Annotated in this window: 20 protein-coding genes; 5 read left to right on the top strand and 15 right to left on the bottom strand. The window is 43.6% G+C overall.

Annotated features, from left to right (window positions below):
• Positions 1-42: 42 nt before the first annotated feature.
• From V1224_02070 to V1224_02045, 6 genes are all read right to left on the bottom strand, one after another.
• Complete coding sequence (locus tag V1224_02070; GenBank protein ID WWR16262.1) at positions 43-588, bottom strand: hypothetical protein; 546 nt, start codon at positions 586-588, stop codon at positions 43-45.
• Positions 589-625: 37 nt separating this feature from the next.
• On the bottom strand, positions 626-2,233 hold the full coding sequence (locus tag V1224_02065) for a sodium:solute symporter (GenBank protein WWR16261.1): 1,608 nt from the start codon (positions 2,231-2,233) through the stop codon (positions 626-628).
• Complete coding sequence (locus tag V1224_02060; protein ID WWR16260.1) at positions 2,226-3,548, bottom strand: TIM-barrel domain-containing protein; 1,323 nt, start codon at positions 3,546-3,548, stop codon at positions 2,226-2,228. The genes V1224_02065 and V1224_02060 overlap by 8 nt, the downstream gene beginning before the upstream one ends.
• 19 nt (positions 3,549-3,567) lie before the next feature.
• The gene (locus V1224_02055; GenBank protein WWR16259.1) at positions 3,568-3,786 is read right to left on the bottom strand and encodes a hypothetical protein; all 219 of its coding nucleotides are present in this window, start codon (positions 3,784-3,786) and stop codon (positions 3,568-3,570) included.
• Positions 3,787-3,921: 135 nt separating this feature from the next.
• On the bottom strand, positions 3,922-5,847 hold the full coding sequence (locus tag V1224_02050) for a heavy metal translocating P-type ATPase (protein ID WWR17407.1): 1,926 nt from the start codon (positions 5,845-5,847) through the stop codon (positions 3,922-3,924).
• A 205-nt stretch (positions 5,848-6,052) separates the two neighbouring features.
• Positions 6,053-6,271: a cation transporter gene (locus V1224_02045; GenBank protein WWR16258.1), complete on the bottom strand. Its 219-nt coding sequence runs from the start codon at positions 6,269-6,271 to the stop codon at positions 6,053-6,055.
• A gap of 301 nt (positions 6,272-6,572) precedes the next feature.
• On the opposite strand from V1224_02045, the gene V1224_02040 reads away from it, so the two are divergent.
• The 4 genes from V1224_02040 (at position 6,573) to V1224_02025 (ending at position 8,668) form a co-directional block, all read left to right on the top strand.
• On the top strand, positions 6,573-6,941 hold the full coding sequence (locus tag V1224_02040; GenBank protein ID WWR16257.1) for a metalloregulator ArsR/SmtB family transcription factor: 369 nt from the start codon (positions 6,573-6,575) through the stop codon (positions 6,939-6,941).
• A gap of 10 nt (positions 6,942-6,951) precedes the next feature.
• Positions 6,952-7,872, top strand: coding sequence for an AraC family transcriptional regulator (locus V1224_02035; GenBank protein ID WWR16256.1), 921 nt, complete (start codon positions 6,952-6,954; stop codon positions 7,870-7,872).
• A gap of 189 nt (positions 7,873-8,061) precedes the next feature.
• Entirely contained in the window at positions 8,062-8,274 is a 213-nt protein-coding gene (locus V1224_02030; GenBank protein ID WWR17509.1) for a DUF3847 domain-containing protein, read from the top strand.
• Positions 8,275-8,335: 61 nt separating this feature from the next.
• Positions 8,336-8,668 (top strand): hypothetical protein, encoded by a 333-nt coding sequence (locus V1224_02025; GenBank protein ID WWR16255.1) that lies wholly within the window; start codon positions 8,336-8,338, stop codon positions 8,666-8,668.
• Between the two features lie 21 nt (positions 8,669-8,689).
• On the opposite strand, the gene V1224_02020 is transcribed toward V1224_02025, so the two are convergent.
• A complete protein-coding gene (locus V1224_02020) occupies positions 8,690-8,968 on the bottom strand; it encodes a hypothetical protein (GenBank protein WWR16254.1) in 279 nt (92 codons plus the stop codon).
• Positions 8,969-9,261: 293 nt separating this feature from the next.
• Here V1224_02020 and V1224_02015 point away from each other — a divergent pair, with 293 nt between their 5' ends.
• Positions 9,262-9,501 carry a DUF6061 family protein gene (locus tag V1224_02015; protein WWR16253.1) on the top strand — a complete coding sequence of 80 codons (240 nt, stop codon included), beginning with the start codon at positions 9,262-9,264 and terminating at the stop codon, positions 9,499-9,501.
• Between the two features lie 159 nt (positions 9,502-9,660).
• Here V1224_02015 and V1224_02010 read toward each other — a convergent pair whose 3' ends face one another.
• From V1224_02010 to V1224_01975, 8 genes are all read right to left on the bottom strand, one after another.
• Positions 9,661-11,316, bottom strand: coding sequence for an ATP-binding protein (locus V1224_02010; protein ID WWR16252.1), 1,656 nt, complete (start codon positions 11,314-11,316; stop codon positions 9,661-9,663).
• On the bottom strand, positions 11,313-11,987 hold the full coding sequence (locus V1224_02005) for a response regulator transcription factor (GenBank protein WWR16251.1): 675 nt from the start codon (positions 11,985-11,987) through the stop codon (positions 11,313-11,315). The genes V1224_02010 and V1224_02005 overlap by 4 nt, the downstream gene beginning before the upstream one ends.
• 83 nt (positions 11,988-12,070) lie before the next feature.
• Complete coding sequence (gene phoU / locus V1224_02000; GenBank protein WWR16250.1) at positions 12,071-12,712, bottom strand: phosphate signaling complex protein PhoU; 642 nt, start codon at positions 12,710-12,712, stop codon at positions 12,071-12,073.
• A complete protein-coding gene (gene pstB, locus V1224_01995; GenBank protein WWR16249.1) occupies positions 12,712-13,461 on the bottom strand; it encodes a phosphate ABC transporter ATP-binding protein PstB in 750 nt (249 codons plus the stop codon). Before pstB ends, phoU begins: the two co-directional genes overlap by 1 nt.
• Positions 13,454-14,320 carry a phosphate ABC transporter permease PstA gene (gene pstA, locus V1224_01990; GenBank protein ID WWR16248.1) on the bottom strand — a complete coding sequence of 289 codons (867 nt, stop codon included), beginning with the start codon at positions 14,318-14,320 and terminating at the stop codon, positions 13,454-13,456. The genes pstB and pstA overlap by 8 nt, the downstream gene beginning before the upstream one ends.
• Positions 14,321-15,169, bottom strand: coding sequence for a phosphate ABC transporter permease subunit PstC (gene pstC / locus V1224_01985; GenBank protein ID WWR16247.1), 849 nt, complete (start codon positions 15,167-15,169; stop codon positions 14,321-14,323). It abuts the gene before it with no gap.
• Between the two features lie 57 nt (positions 15,170-15,226).
• Entirely contained in the window at positions 15,227-16,120 is an 894-nt protein-coding gene (locus V1224_01980; protein WWR16246.1) for a substrate-binding domain-containing protein, read from the bottom strand.
• A 148-nt stretch (positions 16,121-16,268) separates the two neighbouring features.
• Positions 16,269-17,867, bottom strand: a complete 1,599-nt coding sequence (locus V1224_01975; protein WWR16245.1) for a MobA/MobL family protein — start codon at positions 17,865-17,867, stop codon at positions 16,269-16,271.
• Between the last annotated feature and the right edge of the window lie 666 nt (positions 17,868-18,533).

Genomic DNA, 18,533 nt, shown 5'->3' with positions numbered 1-18,533 from the left:
CCCTGTCGTATTTCCGTTTATTATATATTGTCCGGGCGGATTTTACAAGCTGGTTATGTAATGCCTGGCAAACCTTTCCTCTACCTGACAGAGATTGCGAAAATCCACTTTCTGCAGGAGCAGGTCCACAAGAAACAGATGGTCGCCCCTGCCTCTTCCATAAAAAGTCTGCTCCGGCAGATATACCGTCCGCTCCTGCGCTCTCGTCACGTGATATTTCGCAAACAGTTTTCGCATCCTGCGATTCATATTGATCTTTTTTTCTATCTCCGGCAACAGTTCTTCCTGCACTCTGACAGCATCCAGAATGTAATCATCCTCTGCTTCCAGTTCGGTGAGTGAAATCTGGTTTCTGCCATCCTGTTTGAAGACGGAAATATCTTCACTCACTTCACTGGCGATAAATACATAGGTTTCTCCTGTCTCTTCTATATAATATGGGACCATTGAGTACGGGACATAGTAAACATCACCTTCATATATCGTCATCCTGCCATACCGCGCCACTGCTCCCACCGTACGCAGAAAAGACGCCAGCACTTCCTTTCCGTCTCCTGCGTCATCACGCTGCAAACATGTTATCCTCATCTTTTTACTCCATTTAAATGATCATCAGAATGACACACTAGACTGCGAAAAATGCGATCAGTGCATATCCGATCTGATCAAGTCTGCCGGGAACGACATAATAACCATCCTCATCCTTCTCCGCGATCTTACCAGCTACGGCCAGCTTCACGACGTTGCTGATCGTCAGCGCATTTCCGGTCGCCGTCTCATAGGAGAATTCCTGTGCTCCGTCAGTTGTCTGCGCCGCTTTCCCGGTTATTATGCTCACTACATAGCCGACTGCAAATGCCGCCAGAAAGCCAAAGAAGTTCCACCATAAAGAGCCAATGTCCGTAAACAGGAACATCCCCATGTCGACGGCAAGCCCGGTGATGATCGCCGCGATACATCCCTTTTCGTTCCCTCTTTTACAAAATACTGCCAGTGTGAACGCACTGAGCATACACGGATAGAACATCGGCCCGATGATGTTGATAATATCAAGAACGGTTCCCAAACCACCAAGGAACAGCGCAAACACTGTGGCAAAGACACCCCAGAACAGTGTCATATAGCGGGAGATTTTCAGACATTCCTCATCCGATGCACCCGGCTTCCATTTTTTATAAAAGTCATTGACCGTGACAGTCGCCAGAGAATTGAGGGCGGAATCGACACTGGACATGCCTGCTGCAAATACTCCGGCCGTCACCAGTCCGGCAATTCCCACCGGCAGATATTTCGTGATGAATGTCAGCATTACATAGTCAGAATTTTCAAACGCCATTCCTCCGAACGCCGTAAACAGACAGATGCCGGAGAGCAGAAAAAGAAGCGTCTGAATCGGAACAACAAATCCCGCCAGAGACAGCGAAAGTTTCGTCTCACGGAGCGACTTTGCCGTCAGTACCCGCTGCACCTGACTCTGATCCGTTCCCAGATATGTGAGATACAAAAAACCGGAACCGAGCAGACCGCCCCAGAAGGAATACGGATTACTCAATGTGAACCGGAAATCCAGTCCCCTGATCATGTCGTTTGAGACGGCATTGGCCATAATCGTAGCCAGACCGCCGTCCACCGTGCAGATCGGAATAAAAATAGCAAGGATCACACCCAGCCAGATCACAAACATCTGCACAACATCGGTCCAGATTACCGCCGCGATCCCGCCAAACACCGTATAGAGAATTGAGAAGATTCCCATGATCAAAATGGCAATCTTCGGATCGGCTCCCATGATCATTGACAGTGCCAGCGCCGGACCATACATGACGACTGCAGTCTGCAGTCCCCGGGAAAGCAGGAAAATCACCGCCATAAAGCTCCTTGACTTTGTCCCGAAACGCTTTTCCAGATATTCATAGATGCTGACCACTTTCGTATTATAGAAAAACGGTACAAACGTCGTCATCAGCACGACCATCACAAGCGGAAACTGAAACGTATATGTCAGTCTCTGCAGGCCACTCGTATAGCCCCAGCCAGGCATACCAATAAAGGAAACAGCAGAACACTGTGTTGCCATCACGGACAGGCCGATCGCCCACCACGGAATCTTCCGGCTGCCAAGGAAATAAGATTCCGTATTTGTATTGGCCTTTCCGACCCGTGTTCCCAGAATCATCATCGCTGCAAAATAAGCTAACAGCACGATCCAGTTAATCATACCAAACTCACCCATTAAAGATTTCCTCCTTCTCTTTTCTCACAAATACAGGTATTTCATCGATTGCCGCAGGACAGACGATCGTCTGCTCCCCAGCATATACTTTCTGACTGTGAATCTGTATCCAGTCCCCTTTCGGCAGATACACTTTCCGTTCTCTGCAGCCCTCCGTAACGACCGGGGCAACGAGAATGTCTGGCCCGAACAGATAAGCATCCTCCACATTCCAGGCCTGCTCATCCTCCGGATAGTCGAAAAAGAGCGGCCGCATGACCGGTATTCCTTTTTCATGTGCCAGGCGCATCTGCTCCATAATATACGGACGCAGCCTCTCCCTCAGGATCATATATTTCTCACAGATTTTATAGACTTCCTCCCCAAACGACCATACTTCATTCGGAGAACCGCTCGTATACTTCCACTCTTTCGCATTCTTCCCGGTAAATTCCAGTCCGCCTGGCGCGATCACAAGCGGCTGGCGGAACCCATGCAGACGAAATACCGGACAGAAGGCGCCAAATTCAAACCAGCGGATCAGACATTCTCTGAATTCCTCCGAATCAATGTTCCCCCCATGGAAACCGCCAATGTCGGTTGTCCACCACGGAAATCCGCAAAGCCCCATGTTCATTCCCGCTGCAATCTGATTGCGCAGAGAGGTAAAGTCCGAACAAATATCTCCGGTCCACACAAGCGCTCCGTATTTTTGGGCCCCCGCCCAAGCACAGCGGACAAGACTTAAAATTTCTTCTTCCCCTTCCGCTCTGCGCCCTTCATAGACCATGCGCGCAAATTCTTTCGGATACAGATTACCCGTCTCCTTGTCGGAACCGATAGAAAACCGGTAATTGTCATACTCATACTTCGTTACTTCCGGTTCACATTCATCAAGCCAGAACAGATGTATCCCTTTGTCATAATAATGCGCTTTTAATTTATCCCACACAAAGGCTCTGGCCTCCGGATTCGTAGCGTCCATATAAGTATCTTTGTTTTTGATCTGTAGTCTGGGACCGGCTTCTGTGCGGATCAGATAGCCCATCTCTTCCATATATTGATAGTTTTCACTGCCTTCCTCCACCGTCGGCCAGACCGAAACCATCAATTTGATCCCCAGCTCTTCCAGCTCCCGGACCATTCCTTCCGGATCCGGCCAGAACTCCGGATCAAACCGGAAGTCCCCCTGTGCGCTCCAGTGAAAAAAGTCGATAACGATTACGGAAATTGGCAATCCTCTGCGCTTATATTCCCGGGCAACCGAGAGCAATTCCTCCTGTGTCCGGTAGCGCAGCTTACACTGCCAGAAGCCACTGGCATATTCGGGCATCATTTTGTCATATATCCAAGGATTACCTCCCATAACTATGTTCTTTCTGGTTGAATTTAAGTAGCAAGAGTTTTTCCACCTCACAGCATGGTTTTCTTATACTAACCCTAAAATAATCCCTATGCTCAATAAATGCAACCGCCCATGCAATGAAGCACTGAACTATTACAGTTCCGGCGGCCGCCTTTATTCCGCCCATTTCTGTCCTTACTGTTGCAGCCACCCCTCCCAATAATGCCAACAGGTTTTCTTCCGCAGATAATCCCCAAAGCATACAACTCAGCCATAATCGCAGGAACCGAACATCCAAAACCAATCAGTATAGGAACAATGCCGGGATTTTTCTTATGCCTTGCTACATGGAACCCCTCCTTTCTTACAGTTTTTTCACAAACAGACAACGGATTGCGTTCAGCACAGCAAGAATCATAACACCTACATCCGCAAAAATCGCCAGATACATATTCGCAATGCCCACAGCTCCTAATGCAAGACAGGCAAATTTCACAACAAGCGCCATCGAAATATTCTGGTAAACAATCCGCAGACATTTCCTTGAAATCTTGATTGCTTTTGCAATCTTAACCGGATCGTCATCCATCAGAACAATATCCGCTGCTTCGATTGCCGCATCGGAACCCATCGCCCCCATAGCGATACCAATATCCGCTCTGGAAAGCACAGGGGCGTCATTGATACCGTCACCCACAAATGCCAGCTTTGCCTTGCCAGGCTTCACCCGCAGAAGTTCTTCTACTTTTTCAACCTTATCTGCTGGCAAAAGTTCGCTGTAAACTTCATCAATCCCAAGTGATGCAGCAACCTGATTTGCCACTTTCTTTACATCCCCGGTCAGCATGACTGATCTTTCTACTCCCGCTTTCTTCAATTCCGCAATCGCCGCCTTAGAATGAGGTTTTATAATATCGGAGATTACGATATGACCTGCATATTTCCCATTAATTGCCATGTGGATAATTGTTCCGGTCTGGTGACAGTCCTGATAAGGAATATTCAAATGCTTCATCAGTTTATCGTTCCCGGCTGCAACCTCCATGCCGTCTACTTTTGCAGTCACACCGTTTCCGCTGATTTCCTGTATATCCGATACACGAGTCCTGTCAATTTCTCTCCCATATGCCCGCTGTAAACTCTTACTGATCGGGTGGGAAGATGCGCTTTCTGCAAAAGCAGCATACTCTAACAATTTTTCATTCCCTATGGTAGAATGATGAATCCCATTTACTTCAAAGACACCCTTTGTCATCGTTCCGGTTTTGTCAAAAACAACATATTTTGTCTGGGAGAGGATTTCCAGATAATTGGAGCCTTTTACCAAAACACCTTCCTTGCTTGCCCCTCCGATACCTGCAAAGAAACTTAAAGGAATACTAATCACTAAGGCACAAGGGCAACTGATAACAAGGAATGTCAATGCCCGGTAAATCCAGACTCCCCAATCGGCAGACAGCCCCATAAAAAGCATACGGACAGCAGGAGGAAGGAATGCCAGCGCCAATGCTGCATAGCAGACAGCCGGAGTATAGATTTTTGCAAACTTCGAGATAAAATCCTCTGATTTCGATTTGCGGGAACTTGCATTTTCCACCAAATCCAAAATCTTAGAAACCGTAGATTCTCCAAACTCTTTTGTTGTCTGTATCTTCAATACTCCTGTCATACTGATACAGCCGCTGATTACTTCATCACCTACTTTTGCCTCCCTCGGTAGACTTTCCCCGGTCAATGCACTGGTATTCAGACTGGAAGCACCCTCAACGATAATCCCGTCAATCGGCACTTTCTCTCCCGGCTGAACAACAATCACGCTGCCAATCCCTACTTCATCCGGATCAATCTGCTCTAATTTTCCATTTCTCTCAACATTTGCATAATCAGGACGAATATCCATCAGGTTGCTGATATTCCGGCGGCTCTTACCAACCGCATATCCCTGAAACCATTCCCCGATCTGGTAAAACAGCATAACGGCAATGGCTTCCAGATATTCTCCATTTTCATAAATAGCCAGTGCCATTGCCCCAATCGTAGCCACAGCCATCAGAAAACTCTCATCAAATACCTGACGGTTTTTAATACCCTTTATAGCTTTCCGTAAAATGTCATATCCGATGATAAAATAATTTATCAGATAACACGCAAAACGAATCCACCTTCCTGCGGACGGAAATAAATAACTGTCAGCCGTATCAAACATCTCTGCGGAAATAAACTGGAGTGCCAGCAAGATTCCGGCACTGAGTAAAATCCGAATCATCATAACCCTTTGCTTTTTTGTCATTCCATCTTTGCGGCTGCCAACAAAAATAAGAATCGCCGCAGCCATTATAATCACAACTGTCAACAATATGCTGATTACTAATTCCTGCATCGTAAAAACTCCTTTCAAAATATACTTAATTGTTTAATCATTCTTGATAAAAATGACACCCAAAAACTGCAACCGGGCATTCTCAGGGTGTCACCTTTTCATGGGCAGCTCTGGCTTACAGGAAAATCTCGCAGTCCGGCTCCACTTTTTTACAAGCATCCAGCACGTTCTTCATAACATCTTTCGGCTCCTGCCCCTCGTCAAATTCCACGATCATCTTCTGTGTCATGAAATTAACTGTTGCGCTCTGCACACCAGCAGTCTTGCGAGCCGCATCCTCCATCAAATTTGCGCAGTTGGCACAGTCTACCTCGATCTTGTAAGTTTTCTTCATTGTAAAGTCCTCCTTGTTATTTTTAAATTCATTGATTAAGTACTTGTTTAATCATCATAGCCGTAGTATAATACGGAAAAAGACACACGTCAATATCCCCAAAGCATTCCCTCCCAAACAGGCGAAAAGTATTTCCGTTTGGGCGAAATGCAAGTCAAATACCCCGCTGCAAGCAACGGGGCATCAAATTTGTAGCGCTGCAGAGCAGCGGGGTATTTGACCCTCGCAGCAGTCGCCAAATGTGCATGCAAGCATGCCCGCTTGGCTCGTTGCTCGCGGGAATAAAAGAAAGGAAAACAATATGGATAATATGAAATTGCCACATCAACATGGAGAAGGACAACAGACTGTACTGATCCAGAAACAGTTAGACCATGTGGATTATTTTCAAACCGTAGCGGAAGTTTTCAAACAGCTTGGAGATACCACCAGAATCCGAATTTTCTGGCTCCTCTGCCACCAGGAGGAATGTGTCCTCAATATTTCAGCTATGCTTCATATGTCAAGTCCGGCAGTGTCACATCATCTCAGACCATTGAAAAACAGCGGTCTGATTATTTGCCGGCGTGAAGGAAAAGAAGTATATTATCGAGCTGCAGATACAGAACAAGGACGTCTGCTGCATCAGATCATTGAGCAGGTTATGGAAATCACCTGTCCCGAATTATGAGATCTGTCCTATGAATAAGGAATTGAAAAAAATACAAAAAAATGTGGAGAAATTTCATCAAGAGGTATCACAGACTCTCATTCCGCTTTATTCCGGTATTGAGTTATGCTATCTTACATTTTCAACTGATTCTTTTTCTGTGCGGCATAAGGCTATATCACATATGATTCAGATTAACTACTGCAAATCCGGACAGCTTATGTGGGAAATGAAAAACGGAAACCGTATATATCTGAATCCGGGAGATTTCTCCTTGCATACCATGAAAGCCTGTACGGATTCTGTACTTACTTTTCCAAACAATAGGTATCAGGGACTTAGTATTTATATTGATCTGCCAAAAGCCTCTGAAAATCCACCCGACCTGCTGGAAAACAGTACTATTTTTGAAACCATATTGCCTGAAAAATTTTGCAAAAATGATAGTCCTGCCTTTCTTGCCGGAAATGAACAGACGGAAAGTATCTTTTCTGCATTTTATGACCAGCCTGAAACACTTACGCTTGCATACCAGAAAATCAAAGTTTTAGAATTATTGTTATACCTTACCAAAATGGAATTTACTCCCCAAAGCAAATTGGTTGAATATCAATTCGAGCTAACAGAAACTATCCGAAAAATCCATGACCAGCTTTTGCAACACATGGAGCAGAGAATTACCATAGAGGAACTTTCAAGACAATATCTCATCAATCAAACAACTTTGAAAAATGTTTTCAAGTCTGTTTATGGAACTTCCATTGCAGCACATATCAAAGAACACCGAATGCGGCAAGCTGCCTATATGTTAATAGAATCAAATATGAATATAGCGGAGATTGCACAGGCTATTGGCTATGATAGTCAAAGTAAGTTTACAACTGCATTTAAAGCATATTTTAAAGTCCTTCCCAGAGAATATCGAAAAAATAAAACCAGGCAAAATATCTAATATGTGTTTCAAACAGATTGTCTAAGCAATCGGAACACCTACACACCCTCCGGGAGTGTCGAAAGACAAGAATACCTTGACCTTCTCCCGCAGATTTGCTACAATAGCACATGAATAATTCTATCCAAAACAACTGAACAGACACGAAACCAGACTGTTGTAAACCGGACAATTTACAGCAGTTTTTTTATGCCCAAATTTAGAAAGGAGCTTGAAAACAGGCGCAGACAGCTTGTACAGGAGCGCAAGGACAGGGCAAAACGCCTATGCCGCCGCAGGGGGCTTTTTGAAAGCCTTGTCCCCGACACGATACCGCTGACAGAGGAACAATTCAAGACCTTCCTTGAAAAGACCGTAGCCGCCCACCCTTGCCGACTGCATTCAAGGCATTTTGTCACGTAAAGCACAGGCGGGAAAACGGGGATATTCACAATCGTTGTATAACCTCAAAGACGCAGCAAATATGCTGAATTTCCTGCAGGCCAATAACATCATGGATATGACGGGGCTTGATGAAAAATTCAAGTCCATGATAGGGGAACAACTGGATATTCAAGGGAAACTGAAACCCGTTGAACGGCGACTTGCCACTCTGAAAAAGCACTTAGAGCAAGCCGACATTTATTTCAAGTACAAGGGAAAGAAGCCGAGAAAATCAGAAAGAGCGTTTACAGTATCTTGCAGCAGGAACAGCGGGAACAACAGCCCCACAGAAAGCAGGATATGGAACGATAACAGACAGGGCGGCGGGATAGCCAATACCTATTACCGCCGCCCGGTTTTGAAGTTTTATTAGACCGATAAACTGGAATTGCTTTTATTGTAAATCATCTTTAGAAATTGCTATTGAAGGATAATGAGAAAGTTCTGTCAAATCAACATTTAGTGGCACACTATAAACCATGTAATAATTATTAGGATTGAAGGCAATCAATTCATTCATTTTTTGTTCTGCTAAGTCTTTATCATTTGTAGCATACACAACTGATACAACACCTACTTTATCATTTTCCGTCCCCTGTATATTTCCGCATAATATTAATTTTAATGGGGCGTCTCCATTCAAGTTTTGCTTAATATAGTCCTTATATTCCATACTTGCCCTCCATCAATCCCGATTGTGATTTGATGATTTTTAAGGGAAATATTAGCTGTTATATTTTGTTATTAAAATACCCGCCAACCCTTGAAAATACTAAGTTTATCGCAGGTGAACTTTCCCTTATCGTTTCCCTTGTGTTATATCTTCCCACAGGGCATTACGAACCCTGATAAGGGAAAAAATGAGGGAAACAAAATCACATAAAACATTATAACACAAAATATATGGGAATTGGTAAACTGATTGAAATGCTTTCAAAAAATCAATGAAAAGAGGACGGATAAAAGATGAATATGATTTACGCAACATACAATATCCACCATAACAGCATTGACGTATACACTTATGCAGGCTACTTTTTACGGATAGACTGCAATAAAGCGGAAGAAGGATTAAAAACTACCCCTTGCTCTGAATGTGCCTTAAATGCTCTGGCAATAGACGAACCGCTTGAATACGCAAGGCTCTATCTTGATGGAAATATGCAGATGTGGGTGGATGCGGAAGATTCATTGGAATTGTGGTAATTTTTATAATTACTATATCAATATTTGCATAGTGTAGCTTTTTAATGAACAAATTGAAACAAATTAACTGAACCGATAACTGCTGATTATACATGTTATCGGTTCAGTTTTTCTAAAATAAACTCTTATGACAAGAGGTAATAAAACAGTTCAAATTTTCTACTTGGGAAAGGTTACAATAACCGTCGTGCCTTTTCCGACATGACTTTTTACATCAACTTTAGCATTATGGATTTTAGCAGCGTGTTTCACAATAGAAAGCCCAAGCCCGGTTCCCCCTACTGCCTTAGAATGGCTCTTATCAACACGATAAAAACGCTCAAAAATACGTTCTTGATGTTCGGGTGCAATTCCTATCCCCGTGTCCTCCACTGATAAAACTACCATGCCGTTTTCGTTCTGTATGTTTACCATTACTTTTCCGTTTTCATGGTTATACTTAATCGCATTGTCACAAAGATTATAAATCACACTGTATAAAAGCTGAGGTATGCCGTTAAGGGGAGCCGAAACGCCGGAAAGCTCCAATGTGACACATAAGGTATTTGCCTGTGGCTCTAAGCTCTGTACCGCCTTTTCTGCCAATGCGTATAAGTCGATATTTTCCCTCTGCATATCGCCCGCGCCTTCGTCAAGGTGCGAAAGACTGATAATGTCCTCTACAAGCCGTATCATACGTCCGGCTTCATCATAAATCTTTCCGGCAAAAGGTATTTTATCGTTTTCCTTTACCATATCGTTTTTCAAAAGCTCCGCATACCCGGAAATGGAGTGAAGCGGGGTTTTTAATTCATGGGACACATTAGCGGTAAATTCTCGGCGTATCTGTTCCGCTTTTTCTTTTTCCGTCACATTGAAAAAGAAAAGTGCAGCTCCTTTCACAATATTTTCAGAAGTGATCGGATCGGCGTCAATTTGATAGCTTTCTCCATACAGCCGGATAATGTTCTCGCCCCGTTCCCCTTGCAGGGCTTTCGTAAGGATTTCCTGCAATTCAAGATTACGGCACAAGGACAGCATATCAGAACCGATACAGTCTGTGTCAGCGTCTAACAGTTTTCTTGCCGCAGGGTTTATACTGATAATTTTTCCTTTTTGATTTAGGAGAATCATGCCTTCATTCATGCTGCCGATAATCGTATTTAATTCATTCTCTTTTTGGAGAAGTTCGGCTTTCTGTCCCCGCAGCTGTTTTTGCTGGCTGTCAATACGCCGTAAAAAAGGGGAAAGCTCATCATAGCCCTCATTTGACAACGGATTATCAAGATCAATTTCATTTAATGGCTTTACTATTTTTTTTGAAACTTGAATCGCCAAAACAATAGAAAGAATCAGCGCGATCACAAATATAATGCAAATCGGCTGTGTCATGCCTAAAAGGAGCGTCAATATAGAATTTTGAGATATGGAAAGCCGTAATATGGTACCATCATTGAGTTTCTGAGCGGAATAAAACGAACGCTCCATCAAAGTAGCAGAATACCGTCTGCTTTCACCATAGCCCGAAGAAAGGGCTTCCCGCACTTCTTCCCGCTCTAAATGATTTTCCATTTCCGAAGTATCAGACGCACTATCAAAAACAACATTTCCCTCTGCATCAATCCACGATATACGATAATTTTTGACTTTCAAATCATGGAAATAATCAACGCCCTCATTTGTAACGCCCTGTGCGGCAAGGGTTGTCTGCATTTTTAGCTGTGCCTGTTCAACATTTGAAAAGTATTCATACAGAACACCCATGAACAGGACAACAGACGCAAAAAAAACAGCCAATGCGACAAGGCAGATTGAACGAAAAATTCGTTTCGTCATACTTCCCCCTCCATTCGATACCCAACTCCCCGTACCGTTTCAATATAGCTCCCACATTCGCCTAATTTTGTTCGGAGTGTTCCAATGTGAACATCTACGGTTCGGGTTTCGCCTATGTAGTCAATGCCCCATATCATTTCAAGAAGCTGATCGCGTGTAAACACCCGTCCGGGGTTTTCCATAAAAGTATGGAGCAGCTTATGTTCTTTCAGTGTCAACTGAACCCGTTCGTTGTTTACAAGTACAATATATGTTTCCAAATTCAATTCTAAATTTCCAATTTTTAGCTTTTTTGTTTCTTCTTTCGGGCTTGTACGGCGCAATACCGCTTTCACACGGGAAATCATTTCCATCATGCCAAACGGCTTTGCAAGGTAATCATCAGCTCCCAAGTCAAGCCCGGTTACTTTGTCGTATTCGGTTCCTTTGGCTGTTGCCATAATAACAGGAACGTCCTCTGTTGCCGGCTGCATACGCAGTTTTTTCAATATGGAAATGCCATCTTCGCCGGGAAGCATTATATCAAGCATAATAAGCTGGGGTTTTTCTGTCTGCAAAGTTTCAAAAAGGCTGTCCGCGCAGTCAAAACCTTTTGCTTTAAATCCGGCAGAATTTAATGTGTATATCATCAGATCACGGATAGAGCTGTCGTCCTCGACACAATAAATCATATAAATCTGCTCCTTTCTTTCCTGTGGCAATATTCCGAACTCAATCATACCATATTACCTATATTTCATCAATGGCGGTATGTTCACCCCTCTTTGTTCCCTGTGATTGAGAACAGAACCCATTTTGCAATATTGACCGCATGATCTCCGATACGTTCAAAATATTTTGCAATCATTAACAGGTCTATGGCATACTCACCGTCTGTTTCGGGCTTGCTGAAAAGTTCAATCAACATTTTCTTCACCTTATCGAAATAGGAATCCACCACATCATCATAATCTATCACGGCTTTCGCTATCTGCATATCCTTTTTCACAAAAGCGTCAATACTGTCCGTTACCATTTTAATGACAGCAACCGACATATCATGGATAACTTGTGTGTCGTCGGTGGCGTGGATATTGGCTAATGTGATAATTTCCGCTATGTCTGCGGATTGATCTCCGATTCTTGCCATATCTGTCACCATTTTTAGCGCGGACGATACAACCCTCAAATCTTTTGCCACGGGCTGCTGCTGTAAGAGCAGCTTTAGACACATAGTTTCAATTTCACGCTCCTTGTGGTCTATCTGAACAGAGAGATCGGGAACAGCCTTTGCAAGCGCGGGATTCCCCTCTGTCAGAGCTTTAGCGGACATAGCAATCGCATTTTCACAAAAAGCCCCCATTGTAATCAACTCTTTATTTAATAAATCTAACTGTTCATCAAATTTTAGGCGCATTATCCAAACCTCCCCGTAATATAATCCTCTGTCCGCTTGTCCTGCGGCATGGAGAATAATTTTTCTGTTTCTCCAAACTCCACCATTTCCCCAAGCAGGAAAAACGCTGTCCTGTCGGAAATTCGGAGTGCTTGTTGCATATTATGTGTCACAATGACAATGGTATAGTCCTTTTTTAATTCTGCGGCAAGTTCCTCTACCTTTGCCGTAGAAATAGGGTCAAGTGCGCTGGTCGGTTCGTCCATCAGCAAAACTTCCGGCTCCACTGCCAAAGCGCGGGCAATGCAAAGACGCTGCTGTTGACCGCCCGACATACCAAGCGCAGATTTTTTCAGCCTGTCTTTTACCTCGTCCCAAATTGCCGCCCCCTTTAAGGAACGCTCTACAATTTCGTCCAGCGCAGCTTTAGAACGGATACCATGTGTCCTTGCTCCAAAGGCAACATTGTCATAAATGCTCATAGGGAACGGATTCGGTTTTTGAAATACCATTCCCACACGTTTACGCAGTAGGTTAATATCCATATTTCCATAAATATCTTCACCGTCTAAACGGATAGTCCCTTTGATGTGGCAGCCCTCCACCAAGTCATTCATTCGGTTCAATGTTTTTAATAATGTCGATTTACCGCAGCCCGACGGTCCGATCAGTGCGGTAATTTCGTGTTCCTTAAACGCCACATTTATTTTTTTCAAGGCTTGAAAGTTTCCGTAGAATAAATCCAAATCCTCAACCATGATCTTATCCATCTGTATTTTTACCTCCTATCTTTTTTGCTACAAATCCGGAAAGTGCATTTATCAGAATGACAACAACCAATAATACAACCGCAGTTGCGTAAGTCTGCTTGATATACAGTCCCTCGCCCGAAATAGAATACATATGGACGGATAAAGTTCTTGCCGACGAAAAAATGCTTGTTGCTATTTCTGCAACGGTTCCGGCAGTAAAGATCAGTGCCGCCGATTCCCCGACGATACGCCCGATTCCAAGAATAACGCCGGACAAAATACCCGGAACGGCGCAGGGCAGGACAATAGAGAATACGGTTCGTAGCTTTCCGGCTCCAAGCCCAAAGCTGCCCTCACGGTAACTGTCTGGAACGCTTCGCAAGGCTTCTTCTGTTGTCCGCATAATAAGTGGCAAAATCATAATGCTCAAAGTCAAAGCCCCGGACAGCAAAGACAACCCCAGCCCAAGATATTTTACAAAGAACAGGGAACCGAACAGCCCATAAACGATTGACGGAATCCCGGACAATGTTTCAGCGGTAATACCTACGATATGAACCAGTTTATTTCCCCGTCTTGCGTACTCTGTCAGATAAATTGCTGCACCAATTCCTACGGGAACCGCAAACAGCAGAGAAAGCAGCATAATGAACAGTGTATTGATAAGTGCTGGAAGCAGGGACACGTTTTCTGTTGTATATTTGCTGTCAAATAAATCCGGCGTTAAATTTGGAATCCCTTTTATCAATATATATGCAATAATAAAAATAAGCGCAAGTATTGTAATCAATGCTGCAAGGCATACAGAAAGAAAGAGAACAAAAGATTTAGGGTCGCGTCTGTATGCGCACCATTTCCGTTTCAATTTCCCAACCATTTATTTCACCCTCCTTTTGAACAGGGAGAGGGACAGATTGATAATGAGAATGAAAACAAACAGAACAACAGCCGTACCAATTAACGCTTCACGGTGTAAATCCGTAGAATATCCCATTTCCAATACAATGTTTGTGGTCAGTGTCCGAACGCCAGAAAGCATACTGTCCGGGATAACCGCTTGATTTCCGGCAACCATCATAACCGCCATTGTTTCACCGACTGCCCGCCCAATCCCTAATACAACCCCTGCAAAAATACCGCTCTTTGCTGCGGGAAGAACCGTAAAAAATACACTTCTTTCATGGGAAGCTCCAAGAGCAAGCCCTCCCTCATAGTAACTTTCCGGGACAGCCCGGATTGAAGTTTCCGAAACGCTGATAATGGTAGGTAAAATCATCAGCCCCAGCAGGACAGAAGCAGTAAGAACACTCATACCGCGCCCGCCAAAGGCTTCCCGGATAAAAGGCACTAAGACTACCAATCCAAAAAAACCGTACACAACCGACGGAATCCCCGCCATTAGATTAACAGCAGCTTTCAAAGGCGCATAGATACTTCTCGGAGCAAATCTTGCCATGAATACCGCTGTCAATATTCCAATCGGTACGCCAATAATCAATGCTCCGGCAGTTACATAGAAAGAGCCGACGATCATAGGGAGAATCCCATAGAGATTATTTGCAGGTTTCCAGCTTGTACCCAGCAAAAATTTGAAAACGCCTATTTCTTTTATTGCAGGGATACCGCTTGCAAACAGGAATATGCAGATTAGAATTACCGCTGCTATGGAAACAAGGGCTGTCAAGAAAAAAAGCAGTTTCATCACTTTTTCTTTTATATTCTTCATAATCATGCTCCTTATTGAAAAGGGGCGGCGGCTTTCTTACCGCAGCCCCTTAAAATCCTACTGTGATATTTCACTCCAACGAGCCGCATTACCCATGAAAATATCTTTTACCTGTTCGCTTGTAAGGTTATTTATGGGACAGTCATTATTAACAATCACTGTAATACCGTCCATTGCAATTACGGTAGCGGTCAGTCCTTTTTCCATTTCGGAATCTTTCAGCTCACGGGAAGCCATGCCTATATCGCAGGTTCCGTCTATTGTGTCAGACATACCAGTAGAAGAATCACTTTGCTGTATCTCAATCGTAACGCCCGGATTTCTCTCAAGATAGGCTTCTTTGAGCTTTTCCATAACCGGGGTGACAGAGCTGGAACCCGCTACAATAATTTTGCCCGAATCCATTTCCCCGCTGTAACTTCCCGCGTCAGATACAGAAATATATCCATTTTCTTCAATCACCGCTTGACCGTCCGCACTCATAATGAAGTCGATAAAATCCTGCGCCGTGTCGCTCAAACCGTCTTTTGTTGCAATGTTAAAGGGACGTGCAATCTCATAAGTACCGTTTTTAATATTTTCAATCGTTGCTTCGCAGCCGTCGATCTGAATCGCTTTTACAGTATCATTCATGGAGCCAAGAGAAATATATCCGATAGAGTATAAATCCCCGGCAACCGTTGTCATCATAACAGACGTAGAATTTGTAACGGCGGCGGTGTCTGTTGTATAGTCAATTTTTTCTCCCGCTTCATTTTTCTGCTCGATTCCAAACAGCTCTATGAACGCGCCGCGTGTCCCCGAACCATCTTCGCGGGTAAGTACATTGATCTCTCTTGCCGTGTCAAACTTGCCGGAATCTCCCTCGTTCTTATTACTGCACCCCGTTAATGCAGACAGCATTAGAACACTCACAAGGGCAAATGCCAAGAATTTTTTTGATGTTTTCATTTTTTGAATCTCCTTTGCTTTTTATTGTTTCTTGAAGTGACAGCTATATCATACATGACAAAAATCAAATCCAATATCGCGGCATTATAAAATAGATGTAAAGTTTTTACAAGCCAAAAATATCTTAATAAAATTTTAGAGGGGCATGTCATCTTGCCCCTCTGTTTCTGCTTTTTGAAATCTGTTTTGTTTGTCTGTCTGCATTTTCCCTTTGATAATTCCGTAACCGTTTGGATATGCTTTCTTCCTTCTTTTGTACTTTTTCCCCGTATTGTTCTTCCCATTTATCCACCTTGTCCCGATATTCGGCATTAGCAGTTTTAGAGACAGAAAAGACTTTGTAGAAATCATGCACCGTCTGGAATCCATATCGCTTGACTATCCCCGACAAACCAATTTTGAGAAGGTCTATTTCCTCATTTTTGCGCTCAATCCTGCTTTGCAGTTCCCCCTTCTTTGTCAATTTCGCAAATCCTTTCAGGCTGTCACGCTCCAGTTCCAACTCATTGCGTTCCCTCTCCGCATCAAAGATAATTCCGTTTTGGCGGTTTAATTCCTTATAAATTTTCAGCAGCTTTGGATATGCGGTGGCTTCAGCGGACATAACAGGCTTTGGTGGAATTTTAGGTTTTTCCTGTTCTGTTGTCTGTGTTTTTGCCTGCAACTCCTGTTTCTGTGATGATGGATTAGCAGTCGGTTCTTTATGAGTGATTTTTTCCTGCATTGGTATTTTATCAGTCTGCGGTATTACTTGTGTCGTTCTTCTCTCGTTTGGCTCTGCAACCGGCTGTATCGTTTCTTTCTCAAATAACTTTGCTGACAGTTCCCTTGCCTTATCCAATACTTTAGAAATCAGCAATGCCAACGCCGTAACAGCGGTCATAATAATACTTCCAAGACGTTCCGGCTGGCTGCCGAATATATCAACCGATTCTCTGATGCGGTCAGTGATATATTTTTTCTTTATCTGTCGTATCTCTGTTTCGGGAACGCCGCTGACAATTGCCCTGTCAACTTCCCTGTTCCAACGCATACGCATTTCGTTATCGGTCTGTATCTGTTCCGCTTTCGGGTTGTTTTTCCCTATCTTCTTGGTGGCAAGATACAATCCGCTGCTGTCGAACACATGAAGTTTTTCTTTGTCGTCTTTTACAAGAAGATTGATAAGGTCGGTATAGAAATGCTTTATCTCGTCAACAAAATTTTCCTGCTTGAACAGCTTACTCTTGGCGGTAAAAAGACTTCGCTCATAGACTTCTCCTTTCTTCACGATTTTACAGCCTTTGCGGACATTTCCGTTTTCGCCGAGTATCTCTTTCTTGGTTCGGACATGTCTCCCGTTTTCGTCATAGAACATATTGCGTGTCGCGGTTTTTTCTATGGGTTCGGGCAACAGTTCCCGTTCAGAAAAAATAAGATGGATATGGTAATTTGTCTTTCGTTTGTTATGGTGCAGTGCTGATACGCACTCCACGCCATATTTTTCTTTGAAGCGATCTGTAAAAAGCTGCAACAGCTTGTTTGGCTCATAAAGATTAGGGAATGATTCGGGCAGGGCAATGATAAATTCCCTCGCCTCAATGCACATTCCCTCTGTGCCGCTTTTTTCAAATTCCTGCCGGTTGCATTTCGCAAGCTCCGTCCAATAGCGGCGGTCTGTCGTTTCATAGACCGCATACAGGTTTTCCTGTTTCGCATGGCTGGATATATAAGTGATCCTGCCCCTGACATCGGGCAGCTTGCTCATGCGGATAAATGAATGTCTCTGTATTGTGCTTTGTCCTCCCTCCTGCAAATGGCAACGGGGATAGCAGCAGTGTCGGCATGACAGATTGTGAGCGGCAGCATAGGCGGCACGTTTGCGAACATATCCGCCTTATAGCGGTAATCACAAATGCGTCAGCATTTGTAATTCACGCTAGCGTGAATTTGCCCCCTGCAAGGGCGAAATCCCCATTGCATAAACGCAGTTTGTGCAATGGGTGTATTTCGCTCTCAAACGCCGAGGGCTTTAAGAGAAGAGAATCTCCCTTGAAACTGTTCGGATTATGCCGGTAAAATCAGCCTCTATGATAGCAAAAAATACTATCATCATGCCCAAAATGATGTCACTATGATAGCAAAAAGTGCTGTCGCTTATGATAGTAAAAAGTACAACCATGATAGTAGAAAGTGCAATCAGAAATATCAGTTGACTTTTTGCAGCCATCTTACATCACATTGAAAATACCTCCCGAAACATCAGTTGACTTTTTCAACTGAACATACCAAAATCAGTTGATTTTTTAAGTTGGTTTTCCAAAATGAACTTATTTTTTCAACTTGTTTTTGCCATTCCCCCAAATTTCCGCTTGTACCAAAAGGAAGCACATGATATAATCTATTTGCGTGTAGGTATATCATGGCTTCGGTC

The sequence above is a fragment of the Lachnospiraceae bacterium JLR.KK008 genome (assembly GCA_037015955.1).
Taxonomy (GTDB): Bacteria; Bacillota; Clostridia; order Lachnospirales; family Lachnospiraceae; genus VSOB01.
This window is presented reverse-complemented; position numbering and strand designations above follow the sequence as displayed.

Excerpts from the sequence above, each read along its gene's own strand:
- phoU (WWR16250.1), bottom strand. The coding sequence starts at position 12,712 with ATGCGCCTAAAATTTGATGAACAGTTAGATTTATTAAATAAAGAGTTG.
- V1224_02020 (WWR16254.1), bottom strand. The coding sequence starts at position 8,968 with ATGGAATATAAGGACTATATTAAGCAAAACTTGAATGGAGACGCCCCA.
- V1224_02010 (WWR16252.1), bottom strand. The coding sequence starts at position 11,316 with ATGACGAAACGAATTTTTCGTTCAATCTGCCTTGTCGCATTGGCTGTT.
- V1224_02030 (WWR17509.1), top strand. The coding sequence starts at position 8,062 with ATGCCCAAATTTAGAAAGGAGCTTGAAAACAGGCGCAGACAGCTTGTA.
- V1224_02070 (WWR16262.1), bottom strand. The coding sequence starts at position 588 with ATGAGGATAACATGTTTGCAGCGTGATGACGCAGGAGACGGAAAGGAA.
- V1224_01975 (WWR16245.1), bottom strand. The coding sequence starts at position 17,867 with ATGAGCAAGCTGCCCGATGTCAGGGGCAGGATCACTTATATATCCAGC.
- pstA (WWR16248.1), bottom strand. The coding sequence starts at position 14,320 with ATGGTTGGGAAATTGAAACGGAAATGGTGCGCATACAGACGCGACCCT.
- V1224_02015 (WWR16253.1), top strand. The coding sequence starts at position 9,262 with ATGAATATGATTTACGCAACATACAATATCCACCATAACAGCATTGAC.
- V1224_02050 (WWR17407.1), bottom strand. The coding sequence starts at position 5,847 with ATGACAAAAAAGCAAAGGGTTATGATGATTCGGATTTTACTCAGTGCC.
- V1224_02005 (WWR16251.1), bottom strand. The coding sequence starts at position 11,987 with ATGATTTATTGTGTCGAGGACGACAGCTCTATCCGTGATCTGATGATA.
- V1224_02040 (WWR16257.1), top strand. The coding sequence starts at position 6,573 with ATGGATAATATGAAATTGCCACATCAACATGGAGAAGGACAACAGACT.
- V1224_02035 (WWR16256.1), top strand. The coding sequence starts at position 6,952 with ATGAATAAGGAATTGAAAAAAATACAAAAAAATGTGGAGAAATTTCAT.
- pstB (WWR16249.1), bottom strand. The coding sequence starts at position 13,461 with ATGGATAAGATCATGGTTGAGGATTTGGATTTATTCTACGGAAACTTT.
- V1224_01980 (WWR16246.1), bottom strand. The coding sequence starts at position 16,120 with ATGAAAACATCAAAAAAATTCTTGGCATTTGCCCTTGTGAGTGTTCTA.
- V1224_02065 (WWR16261.1), bottom strand. The coding sequence starts at position 2,233 with ATGGGTGAGTTTGGTATGATTAACTGGATCGTGCTGTTAGCTTATTTT.
- V1224_02025 (WWR16255.1), top strand. The coding sequence starts at position 8,336 with ATGCTGAATTTCCTGCAGGCCAATAACATCATGGATATGACGGGGCTT.
- V1224_02045 (WWR16258.1), bottom strand. The coding sequence starts at position 6,271 with ATGAAGAAAACTTACAAGATCGAGGTAGACTGTGCCAACTGCGCAAAT.
- pstC (WWR16247.1), bottom strand. The coding sequence starts at position 15,169 with ATGAAGAATATAAAAGAAAAAGTGATGAAACTGCTTTTTTTCTTGACA.
- V1224_02060 (WWR16260.1), bottom strand. The coding sequence starts at position 3,548 with ATGATGCCCGAATATGCCAGTGGCTTCTGGCAGTGTAAGCTGCGCTAC.